At 40.3% G+C, this 12,035-nt stretch carries 11 protein-coding genes and 1 riboswitch; of the genes, 1 reads left to right on the forward strand and 10 read right to left on the reverse strand.

Annotation, left to right across the window (positions count from 1 at the left end; translation table 11 throughout):
* Positions 1–208: 208 nt before the first annotated feature.
* The 10 genes from D3H55_RS02035 to D3H55_RS02085 all read right to left on the reverse strand — a co-directional run bounded on the left by D3H55_RS02035 (position 209) and on the right by D3H55_RS02085 (position 9,667).
* Positions 209–1,297: a sugar ABC transporter substrate-binding protein gene (locus tag D3H55_RS02035; RefSeq protein ID WP_119545241.1), complete on the reverse strand. Its 1,089-nt coding sequence runs from the start codon at positions 1,295–1,297 to the stop codon at positions 209–211.
* A gap of 17 nt (positions 1,298–1,314) precedes the next feature.
* Entirely contained in the window at positions 1,315–2,862 is a 1,548-nt protein-coding gene (locus D3H55_RS02040) for a response regulator (RefSeq protein ID WP_119545242.1), read from the reverse strand.
* Positions 2,840–4,309: a sensor histidine kinase gene (locus D3H55_RS02045; RefSeq protein WP_119545243.1), complete on the reverse strand. Its 1,470-nt coding sequence runs from the start codon at positions 4,307–4,309 to the stop codon at positions 2,840–2,842. Before D3H55_RS02045 ends, D3H55_RS02040 begins: the two co-directional genes overlap by 23 nt.
* A complete protein-coding gene (locus tag D3H55_RS02050) occupies positions 4,306–5,283 on the reverse strand; it encodes a sugar ABC transporter substrate-binding protein (protein ID WP_119545244.1) in 978 nt (325 codons plus the stop codon). The genes D3H55_RS02045 and D3H55_RS02050 overlap by 4 nt, the downstream gene beginning before the upstream one ends.
* Before the next feature lie 435 nt (positions 5,284–5,718).
* The gene (locus D3H55_RS02055; protein ID WP_119545245.1) at positions 5,719–6,192 is read right to left on the reverse strand and encodes a GNAT family N-acetyltransferase; all 474 of its coding nucleotides are present in this window, start codon (positions 6,190–6,192) and stop codon (positions 5,719–5,721) included.
* Between the two features lie 137 nt (positions 6,193–6,329).
* Entirely contained in the window at positions 6,330–6,599 is a 270-nt protein-coding gene (locus D3H55_RS02060) for a CD3324 family protein (RefSeq protein ID WP_119545246.1), read from the reverse strand.
* Positions 6,600–7,188: 589 nt separating this feature from the next.
* A complete protein-coding gene (locus D3H55_RS02070) occupies positions 7,189–7,722 on the reverse strand; it encodes a GNAT family N-acetyltransferase (protein ID WP_119545248.1) in 534 nt (177 codons plus the stop codon).
* 57 nt (positions 7,723–7,779) lie between these two features.
* A complete protein-coding gene (locus tag D3H55_RS02075; RefSeq protein WP_119545249.1) occupies positions 7,780–7,959 on the reverse strand; it encodes a hypothetical protein in 180 nt (59 codons plus the stop codon).
* Positions 7,960–8,081: 122 nt separating this feature from the next.
* Positions 8,082–9,083, reverse strand: a complete 1,002-nt coding sequence (locus tag D3H55_RS02080) for a serine hydrolase domain-containing protein (RefSeq protein WP_168412929.1) — start codon at positions 9,081–9,083, stop codon at positions 8,082–8,084.
* Positions 9,084–9,187: 104 nt separating this feature from the next.
* Positions 9,188–9,667: an AraC family transcriptional regulator gene (locus D3H55_RS02085; RefSeq protein WP_119545250.1), complete on the reverse strand. Its 480-nt coding sequence runs from the start codon at positions 9,665–9,667 to the stop codon at positions 9,188–9,190.
* 386 nt (positions 9,668–10,053) lie between these two features.
* Positions 10,054–10,153, forward strand: a riboswitch (purine riboswitch).
* Between the two features lie 68 nt (positions 10,154–10,221).
* Between D3H55_RS02085 and D3H55_RS02090 the strand changes: the two genes are divergently transcribed.
* A complete protein-coding gene (locus tag D3H55_RS02090; RefSeq protein ID WP_119545251.1) occupies positions 10,222–11,406 on the forward strand; it encodes an MFS transporter in 1,185 nt (394 codons plus the stop codon).
* The last annotated feature ends 629 nt before the right edge of the window (positions 11,407–12,035 follow it).

Here is a 12,035-nt window from a genome sequence, read left to right on the forward strand (position 1 = left end):
CTGTAATTTTTAAATTTTCCAATAAATTATTGCAGATCATGTCTGCAATAGAATACTGCCCTTGGTTCCCCTGATTGAAAAAATGACTTAATTGTTCAAGCCTATTCCGAATTTATTAAAAATCTTACTAAGCATGTGAAAAGCTCCAGAACTTTCATAAAGGAAAATCGCTGGCAAAAAAGGACAGGATTTTCTCTCCCTGCCCTTTTTAATGATCATTGTGGTGATAGACTTCTTGTTTTGTATGAAATCCATCGGCAATGATCGTCTCATCGATATTTACTTGATTAACAGCAACCGGCGGAAGGAGGACGGATGGTACTTCCACCTTCCCATTATTTATATTAAGATCTATATCTATTTCTTCTCCCCTTGCAAGTTTCACAGCTAACTCAGCCGCTTTCTCTGTCAAATCTTGAATCGGTTTGTAAACCGTCATCGCCTGTTCGCCTGATACTATTCTGCGGACAGCAGCCAAATCGGCATCCTGTCCCGTTACGGGGATTTTCCCGGCAAGCCCCCGTTCTTCAAGAACCTCCATTATCGCTCCGGCAGTAGTATCATTGGGAGCGATGATCGCATCCACCTGGTTCCCATTAGCATCAAGGGCAAGTTCGATATTTTCTTTGGCATTTGCCGGCTGCCAGTCCTTTGTCCATTGATCAAATACGATTGTGATATCTTCCTTGTCAATCAATGGCTGCAGTACAGAAAAAGCCCCTTTTTTGATTAAATGTGCATTATTGTCTATTTCTGCTCCGCCGATATAGACATATTTCCCTTTAGGTACTAATCGGGTAATAGCTTTTGCCTGTAATTCACCAACCTTTTCATTGTCATAAGAAACGTACATGTCCACTTCAGCATTTGTTACCAGCCTGTCATAAGATAAGACCTTCACACCTGCTGAGTGTGCCTTTTCAACAATCGCAGCAGCTGACTCGGCATTCTGCGGGATGATGACTAACAGGTCGACTCCTTTGCTGATCAGTGTTTCAGCTTGCCATATCTGCAAAGCATCGTCACCGTCTGCTGACAATATCTCTACTTGCGCGCCTAGCTTCTCTGCAGCTTTCTTGAATAAGTTCCGATCCTTTTGCCACCGTTCTTCCAGCAGTGTACCCATTACGAAACCAATTTTAATAGTATCCTCTACACCTTTTTCTTGTTCCACAGAGGTAACAGTCGTTATGTTTTTCGTCGCAGGTATATTTTCCTCTTGCTCACAAGCGGAAATCATGAGCAATACACCAAGCAATAACAGCAAAGTAACCTTTTTATACATTGTCCTTTTCATATGTCCGTTTCCATTCTCTATACCAGCTTATTGCTTTCCAAAAGGCTCTTCCGATATTCAGTCGGTGAGATATGACACATTTTTTTAAAGACCTTGCTGAAATAGTTAGGATCATGGTACCCAACTTCAAAGGTGATTTGCTTTAAGCTTTTCTCCGGATCCCTCATTAGTCTTTTCGCTTTTTCTATACGGCAGTCTGTTAAAAAATGAATATAATTTACTCCCAGCTGCTCTTTGAAGATTTTACTGATATAAATCGGGCTTAAACCGATGACTTTTCCTATCTCTTCCAAGGAAATATCCTGATAGGCATGATCGATAATGTATTGCTTTATCTGCCCAATTGTATTCTCTTCAAGTTTGTCCTGATGCTCTTGCGTGTTCTGATGCATTCTCTCCAGGATCAGCCTCGTCTCTGCCCTTAGCTGCCTGTAGTCTGCAGCTCTAAAGGAATAGATATGGGAATCTATATCCACCCCTATCTCACTCATTACTTGGGAAAGGATCCAAATAAGCTCCATCAGACGTTGCTGGGATTGTAAAATACAGGTGCCTTCTTTTTCCTGAGATTCAATTAAGTCTATCATAATAATCACTATATCGTCCCATTCACCATTCCTGATAGATGTAAAAAAAGTGTGCTCATATCGCTTGGCTGAATGTTGATCGAGACCTGGACTAAGAGCTGGTACATCGGAGTAGAAACGGTATTTGACCGGAAGGGATGTGTCCCTTGTAGCCAGTAACGATTCCTGATAAGATCTTTTGATATCTTCCAAAGAATGATAGATATTACCTATTCCGATAAACCAACCGGAGGAATCTTCTGTTTTCACCAATTTCAGGATTTCTTTTGCCATCAAGATGGCTTGGCTACGATAAGACTGGCCATCATTTTTAAAAACAATAATGGGTAATTGGCGCCCGTATAAAGCACCAATCCAAGCATTCCCCATGCTTCTGGCTTTTTCCCTTATTGCTGAATAGTACTTCTCGGAACCTGAAGGAAGCAACACACTGATAACAAACTTCTCTTCTGTCATTTGCATTTTCAGCATTTCCACCAATTCATGTAAATGCACTTCATGGACGTGATCAAATAAAAGTTGTGTTACCACATCAGTTTCAAAAATGGATTTCGCTTTTTGTAATGTTTTCTGTTGTTCCTTATCCATATCCTTTAATTTTTGTTGTTCTTTTACTTGGTGAAGAGCCTTGTCCATCGTATCTACAATATCTGCCACTTTAGTCGGTTTCACCATATAATCAATAACTCCCAGCTTTAAGGCGGAATGAGCGTAATCAAAGGTTGCATAAGCAGTAATCATGATGAACTTGATAGAAGGATCCCGTTCATTTATTCTTTCAATGGCTTCAAAACCATTCATCCCGGGCATCTGGATATCCATTAAGATTAAATGCGGCTGGAACTCTGATGCCATTTCTACGGCCTGCCTGCCATTCCTGGCTTGCTTTATTTCAACATTCGGGAAATGCTTTTCCAATATCACTTGCAATGCATCACGTTCGATTTGCTCATCATCAACCACTAGCAGCTTGATCATCTTCAACAGCCCCTTTCCCCTTAAAAATATCAATAGTCACTTTTGTTCCCCTTCCCGGCGTCCCATCAATTGTAAGCACATCAGGATACCCATTAAAAAGGCGGAGGCGCCTCACTACATTACTCAGTCCAATACCCGACGCATGTCCATTTACAGAATCGTGCTGTTCTTCTTCATTCATGATTCTATGAATCTTTTCTTCCGGCATGCCTGGCCCATCATCTTCTATTTCGATAGTGACCCTGTCCCCTTCATCAATGACGCGGAACCAGATGGTGCCTCCATCCTCACTTGGTTCAACCGCATAAATCACAGCGTTTTCAACAATTGGTTGAAGCGTCAGGCCAGGCAGCTCAATGTGCAGGCACGATTCCTCAATCTCGGTGCGAAATGTAAGGCGGTCTGTAAATCTCGCTTTTTGAATATTCATGTACTGTTCTAATACATTGACCTCATCCTTGAGTGTCATAGTCTTATCCAGATGCTTGAGGTTATAGCGAAGAAGCCCCGCAATGTTGACTAGTAAATCACTTGTTTCCTCTGAGCCCTCCAAGTATGCCTTTTTGGAGACAGTATTCAAAGTATTGAACAAAAAGTGGGGGTTGATTTGGCTTTGAAGGCTGCGAAGCTGGCTTTCTTTCAGAAGCAGCTTACTCTCCTGCAGTTCCTTTTCCAATTGTGCCTTCTGTTGAATTTCAATTATCAATTTATTGATATTTGTTCTCATATGCTCAAACATTCTTGCCAGGAAGGCCATCTCATCTTTCGAATTCACTTCGATCTTTAAATCAAACCGCCCCTTAGATAATTCACTGGCTGCCCTTGTGAGTTTTTCCAGTGGTTTTGTGATCCTTAGTGAGAACCAATAAGTATAGAGCAATAATAGGAAGGTGATCAACAGCAGCAGCCAAATCCCCAGCTGGTTCAGCTTTTCAGATTGATCAATGATCCCACGGTAAAGCCGGTCATAAGAATTTAATTCCGAATCTATGAGCGACAGGGTCATGTCGGAAATATAGGTAGAAATATATGTAGCTTCACTCAGTGAATCTCTTGCATTCTCTATACCTTCTTCCGAATGAAACACAAGGGCGCGATCAGTCACTTCCAATAAACTATCAAGTAGATTCACATAGTTGATCAGCGAAAATTCATTCTCAGTATTTTTGAAACCGGCAATCTTTGTCTGCATATCCTGGATGTCCTGCATACTCTGGTTTACGCTATTTAAATTTTCAGTGGTGGGCAGTAGCAGATAATTGTTCAACCCTGTGACCACCTGTTGGCTTGTGGTCCTTATTTCATTCAATACCAAATACCGCTCAAGAATATCATTATATTGATTCTGCATTTTTTGGTTATATAGGGTGAGTGACATCCAGATTGACGCCATGATCAGTAATACAATCACCGCCAGCATCCAGATTTTCTTCTGTATATTGGTCATCTTGTGCCAGTTCCCTTAACCAGCCGGATATCAGTCAAATAGCCATCGAGATCCAGCGGAACCATCTCATTATTCAGCCATTGGACCATCAAGTGTACACTGCGCTCTCCCATCTCTTTGGGTGACTGCTCAATCATTCCATCCAGTTTCCCTTGCTGCAGGGCGGTTAACGAGGCACTGCTGTCATCAAAGGAATAAATAAAGTATGGCTCCACTTTCGAACGCTTCTGGATCTCCCCAATGATATCTTCTGTAAAGTTGGAATTGACAGCAATATACGCATTCGCATTTGGATACCGGTTCAATAGATCCTTTGTCAAGGCAATCCCCTGCTCTCTGCTATCATCCGCTTCTGCTGGAATCATTGTGATTTCGGGATATCTTTGAAGCGAGCTCTGAATGCCCTTCAACCGTTCTTTCTGATAATATTCCTGCTTACTGTCGAGCATGAGGATCACTTCTCCTGATGTACCCATATCACTGATTAACTGCCTTGCGATTAATTCCCCTGCATAGCGCTGGTCAGAGCCTACATATGTCTTTCGGAGGCTGTCCGAAGGCGGAACATCATTTGCCACAGTGATAATCGGGATCCCATAGGACGCTGCCTTCACTTTCGACAGTTCCTTGAACCCATCCGTATCCAGGCCTTGTACAATGATCCCATCCACTTTTGAATAAATAGCTAACTCTATCTGCTTCAGGAAATTTTCATGATTGTTGCCGTAGCTTCCCCATACTTCAAGTGTGATATTATCTTTCTCAGCTTGATTTCTTGCACCGTAACTGACCTGATCCCAGAAAGGGGTTTCCAGCTCCTGTGTAATCAAAACTATACGCTTATTCACAGACCCCTGATTTTCATTTTCAGGCATTTGCCAACTGGCGCTATAGACATCCAAGGCTGATTCAATTGTAAAATAAAAAAGGACAACACAAATGACAGCGCTTACTAAAGTGGCAATCTTCTTCATGGGACAGCGCTCCTTCAATTAGAAAAATAATATTTTTATTATAGCAGGAATAGGGATAATGGAACGGGAATTTTCAGAAAAATTATATAAAATAACAGAATAACTCTTTAATTATGGTTGTTTTCGCATATATTGTTGCTTTCGGAAAAATCCCAGGTGCCGGGTTTTTCCACTGTATTCAAAGGTTTTACTCTTGAGAAAGAACGGGCAGCTCTTTTCTACCCTGCTCACCGGTATTTTTTACGGCGATTTACCAGGGCATTAATTGAAATTCATCTTGAATAACAACAAAATTCACTTAAAGAGCCTAAATTATATAGATTCGGTTCTTTCATTATAAAATTATGGCTGTTTTAGTTACCTTTTGGCTTCAAAAAACGAAAGCTTAAGGCCAGATTCAGCTCAAAAGCTTCCATACATGGACAACGCAGAATTTCACCAGTCCTTTTCCATGATGATGAAATCATATTCTTTTCCTCTCAGGACATTTTTAAAGCTTCCCTTTCTTTTAAATCCTGCTTTTTCATAAACTTTGATTGCCCTTTTATTAAAATCCGCGACAGCCAGCTCTAAATGGTCAAACCCTATGCATTCTCTCCCTTGTTCAATGATCGCTTGAATAAATCTGAGTCCGTTTCCTTTTCCGGTCAATGATGGTTTCATCTGAACACCAACTGCTATGATTTCTTCTTCTGGTGCTTCTCCAACATTAAAGAACTCGCAATTTCCAATCAACACCCCTTGTTCATCAATGACTGTATAGAAATTATCTCTATCAGCACTTGCAAGGAATCCATCGATTTTTTCCTTTTGGATATTATTATCATAAAAAGAGTACACCCCATCATATGTCCAAGTAATGAATTCATCGACATCTTCCTTTGTCCTTGTCCTTATTCTATAGGTCATGAGACCGCCTCCTTCTTATCTACTCATTCTATACTCTAAATCCTTTACAAGGCTTCCTATTCTTCGGGTCTGCAGTATTCTTGAGACACCAATAAAAGATGCCTTATGCAAAAAATACACAAGGCATCTATAACAAGTTACTTTTTTTGTTTCGTTATGATTCTTTCAATACTTTTGATGGAAAGATGATACTCATCTGCAAGCTGCTTCTTTCTTGCTCCCTTTAGGTAGGAATCATATATAGCAAAGTCCCGTTCTTTCAGAGCTTGCCGTGTTCCGTTCTTTTCTCCCCACGAAAGTTCGTTGCCTTTCTTCCTTGGTATGTACACGTAATCTCCGTCAACGTAATTTTGGATCAACGCCACTAATTCTATTGGTAAAATCTCACTGGCTTTTTTATATCCCATGATTGTCCCTGCTTTCTTATAGATTTATTTAATAAGAAAAAGCAAAGACTGCTAAAAGGATTGGTATTACTCTTAAACTCTTGATAGCAGCCTCTGCTGCTGGCAGGAGAATAATTTCAAGTTTGGATATTTGCCCATTTTAATTGCCCCCTATATAAAGATATAATTCATTTTACCATATAGAGGAAACAACTCTAATATTTTCCGGTATCTATATGCCTTATATAGACACGACCGGAGAAACAAAAAAAGCAGCCAATGAGGACTGCATGAAACATTCTAATATTTACTGCATTCATTACCCCTTCTCATTATTCTTTTTCAACAGGAAAATAAGTTCTTCATTCTGCTTTACGATTTTGTCTAAGTTATTTTTAATGCTTTCTGTCGAATCCATTTTTTTCTTTGAGTCCTTCACCAGAATCGGAATGTAGTAAATAATAAAAACAATAGCGGCAAAAGTCAGCAATAACGGTAGGAAACTCAAAATCACCCTGCGCAATTCCCCTTTACTATTTATTTGTTAAGTTACCGTGCTATGAATAGTATGCCATAAAGGTTGAAAAAGCTTCTTCCTTTCTCTATTCAATTAAAGACCAATTCGATATTCCATCAACCAGCAATCCTGATATTCTCCCTCGTGAAGCTCCCTTTGCGGAAGTAATTTCACCTTTCTTAAACCGCATTTCTCATAGCACTGTACAGCCCTTATATTCCTTGTTTGAGGGTCCATCACGATCAGGTCTGCTTTTTTGTCAGCTGCTAAGTATTCAATCATGGATGAAACAAGCAGTGTTCCTATGCTCCTGCCCCAATAGCCTCTTTCCCCGATGAATTGATCTGTTCCATAAACATTTTCGTTTCCATATCCGTATTCTTTTTTTGTCTCCCCATCTATTTGATAGAATTGAATATAGCCAATTTCATTCCCTTCAAACTCTACAATGCATTTCACATCTTCATCTTCAGAGGAATAAAAAACCTCATTCACTTTACTCAAATCAAAAGGATTATCCCTGCCTTCATAAAATTCAAGGACAGCGGGATCCGACAGCCATTTCGCTAACAGCACATTATCTTTTTCATCTAACTTTCTGACTCTTAATTTCCCTTTACTGAACAATTTCCCACCCCCTGCGTATGGTAAAGGCGTTAACCCGTTTAGACCAACGCCACATGATTAAATAAGACTTTGAACAAGGGCGACGGTCAGTATCACTGTCGAAATAACCCCGGCGAACATTAAGCTGAAGACCTTCCGCCCCATCTGTTCCTTAGGAGAACCTGCGAGCTCACGCGATACCAGAATCCAGATCACACTCGAAACTATAGCAATGACGGCAACAAATTCGGCAGACATATTCTAACCTCCTAAAACAAATTTTTATAGAAGCGTCATAAACCGGTTAATCTATTTACGAACATAAAGCGTAAAGGTTTCGTGAATAAGAATCGTTTCATCCTTTTAGGTCAAGCAGGAGGTTAAAAGGTTGAAGCATGATATATTTCACCAATAATCCCATTCAACTGATGAACACCTTGATCTGTATTCGTCATGATGACCAGGCCAGACTCCAAATGTGGATACCCCACCAGCATAGACTGATAACCGATTCCCCACCCGAGCGAAGAAATTTCCAGTTCTTCTTCTGCTCCTTCTAAAAAAACACCCAGCCCTGTCCATTTTTGGCCATGAGAGTGAATCATTTCTTTTGCATTCAATGCAGAGATCCCTGTCTTGCTTTTGCCTTTTAATGAATGGAATAATTCAATGGGCAATTTGGCTAAATCAGCAGGGGTTGTCCATAGACCTGAAGCAGCGGGGTAGGGATAGATAGAGTATCTTCCATTTAAAACCTCACCATCTTTGTTATGTCCGCATGCAAAGTGTTTTTGTGCTTCTTCAAAGATGTTAGTGGGGAATGAACTATTCTCCATTCTCAATGGTTGAAAAATAAGTTCATACGCTGCCGCTTCAAACGGTTTTCCGGTTGCATCTTCGATCAGCTGCTGAATAATGCAATAACCCGTATCTGAATATTGAAATTCACTGCCTGGTTCAATGCTTACGGCTGCTGCAGTTTTACAATAAGGGGTCTTTCCTTCCAGCAACTCAATCATTGAGGGGTAAGAAAAGGATGAATTCAGTTCTGAAAAGCTATCCTTTGGATCAATAATGCCGGATTGATGAGAAAGCAGCCTTCGTAGTGTTACTTTTTTCATTGAAGCGAATTCATTTTCGGGAACCTTCCAGGCCAAAAGCCTCCTGTTTACATCCTCATCCAAGTCAAGAATTCCCTTCTCAACTAACACCATAACAAGCAGCCCTGTTAGAAGCTTACTTATCGAACAAGCATTAAATATAGTGGCTTCATTCACCAAATCAGCTGTTCCTGTTTCAACCACCCCAAAATAATCTTGGCGGCTAATCCTGCCATTATGAATATACGCCATGCTTAAACCCTTGACATTATAAAAATCCATTCGTTCTTATATATTGATGTGACTATGCTTCATGCCATTCCCCCATTTCTTGGAGCCATTATCAAGCAGCCTCCATAATAAAGCGCCAGCTGGTTGACCGTTGCCTATTCCCTGCCCTTTACAGGGATATATAAATCTACCCTGCACTTTCCTTCAGGGTCTTCTGACGGATTATTCAGGTTGAACTCGAGGTTCTGCCTGCCGTAATCTGCTTCGTATTCACTATTTGGGAGCCATTGGGAGAACATGAATTGATAAGCACTATTCATGGATTCCGGGGTATCATAATATGCAAATGCGGCATATTTTCCTCCATCAACCTTTTTAAATTTCATTTCCTTATGTTCCTCCATGTTGAATCCTTCAGGGATTGTCACACAAGCATCATGACGGCAATTTTCACTATTAACCAAATCCGGGTTGTCCAGGGATATCCCAATGAACGACTGTTCTGGTGGATAAAGTCCGTTGGAAACTGCCCAGTTAATCAGTTCCCCCCAATGTTCCTGCGGTCCAAAATAACTTCCAGTTTGACGTATAAACGCAACATTATATTGAGGTAATTCCTTTAATTCGATTTTCATATTAGATCTCTCCTAATAAGTAATGGTTACCTTGTCCACTAATTATAAATGGCTGTATGACACTCATTACAATATTCCACACCACTAAAGGATATTCCTTCCATTTTTATCTTGCAGTCGGTGCTTTATTAATAATAATAGGGGCACAGAGCATTCTATTTTTGCTTTTTAAGAAAAGCGGCCAGGAGGAGCATCTGTTATACTTTCTGGTTTGGTGATTAAGAGGGGATGTATGTTAGGAAACTTCGCTACTTTCCTACAAAATCTAGGCAGCTTTGGTTATTTCCAAGTTGTCGTATTATAGGTTCTTGAGAACTGCCCCTTGAAGACCATAAGCAATTCATCCTTGAATAATATGAAACTATCTGTTAAAATTCTCAAAGTGCTTATAAAAAAATATTTTTAACTGTATAACCTCAAGAATATGGCTTGGGGGTCTCTACCAGGAACCTTAAAATCCTGATTACAGAAAAATGAATTATATTCGTTTTCTGTAATCAGGATTTTTTTTATTTTCTGATATTAAATTTCATCTGGAAGGACGATAGTAAATTATGAATCCCAAAGTATTTATTCTCGCATTATCAACAGTTGCAGTTGGACTCGTTGAATTAATTGTCGGCGGTATACTGCCGGCGATTGCAAAAGATTTTAACATATCTTTAAGCAGTGCAGGACAATTGATTACCGTCTTCGCCCTGATTTATGCTGTGGCAGGACCTGTTTTGCTAGTGATGACAAGTAAGGTCGAGCGCAAAAGACTATATCTCATTTCCCTGTTTATCTTCTTCACCGGGAATTTAATCACATATTTCAGTTCCAGTTTTGCGTTAATGATGGCAGCTAGAGTTTTGACTGCCATGAGTACAGCCCTTATCGTGGTACTTTCGTTGACCATTGCAGCGAAGATTGTCACCCCTGCTCACAGAGCTAAGGCGCTGGGACTAATATATATGGGAATCAGTTCTTCTCTGGTTATGGGTGTTCCTCTTGGGATCCTCATTTCAAATATTTTCGGCTGGCGCGTGATCTTCCTGGGTATTGCCATTTTATCAATTGGATCATTTATTCTTATATCAATCTACCTGGAACGGGTACCAGGAGAAAATTCGGTACCACTTTCACAGCAATTAAAAGCTGTAGCAAGCGCCAAAATCGGCAGTGCCCACCTTGCAACTGTGTTTATGCTTGCGGGACATTATACGCTTTATGCCTATTTCACCCCATTCTTAGAATCCGAACTAAATATGAGTTCTGGTTGGATTAGTATTTGCTATTTATTGTTTGGGATAGCAGCTGTCAGCGGAGGTGCTTTCGGAGGTATTCTTTCTGATTCGATCGGAGCTCAAAAAAGCATAGTGGTTGTGATCAGTGCATTTGCCATTATTCTAATCCTGGTGCCATTAACGACTTTTTCACTCGTTCTTTTTGTCCCGATCATGATGATCTGGGCAGCATTGAGCTGGAGCCTGGCACCCCCTCAGCAAAGTTATCTGATTCAAACGGATCCTTCTACTTCAGATATTCAACAGAGTTTTAATAACTCAGCCATTCAAGTTGGCATTTCACTTGGTTCGGCGTTTGGCGGCCTGGTGTTGAACCAAACGGGGACTGTTTCTCACACAGCATGGTTTGGAAGTGCCATTGTCATTCTTTCATTATTGTTTGCCGTATTTTCTTTAACAAGGAAATCCTTTGTTGAAGAAACTTCAATGGCCATCCCATCATCTAATGATTGAGAGCACGCTGGCCTTCTATTTTTGAATGCCGCTGCTTCGAGATGCTTGCGGATGATATCTGGTATGTTATAAGGAAGTCAAGTGGATTCATTCAAGGAATAAGCCTGATTAGATGGCAGCTGGGCAAGAGTTCAAGAATTAATTTCGGTAACGAGTCAAATTACAGTAGGCCAAGTTGATTCCTTTAAGGAATGCACCATAAAGGAAAGAACCTGCTCTGATTTTGGTGCATTTATTACCGGATTGAACCAAATTTGCCTGCCAATAGAAAGAATTTGGTCTATCACTTGCTGTAATGCACCATCTTTCAGCACTCTCGATATAAATTTTATCTTTCACTTCAATGAGCTTATTAAATATGAAAGCACTTGCTCTGATTTCGGCGCAACAATTGCTGAGATGGAGAAGCCTGATCATAAATGGCCATCTCACCTTCCATAATTTCAGAACGCTGTTTTCTCAAATATTTTTGCTTTCGGAAAAAATCCCAGGAGCCGGATTTTTCCCCTGTAGATGAGGGCTTTACTCTCGTAATAGAACGGGCAGCTCTTTTCGTTCCTGCTCACCATTTATTACGACGATTTACCAGGATATTATTTTTAATAGATAAAGAATAGCAGCAAAGTTAT

The sequence above is a fragment of the Bacillus salacetis genome (genome assembly GCF_003581585.1).
Classification (GTDB): Bacteria; Bacillota; Bacilli; order Bacillales; family Bacillaceae_B; genus Rossellomorea; species Rossellomorea salacetis.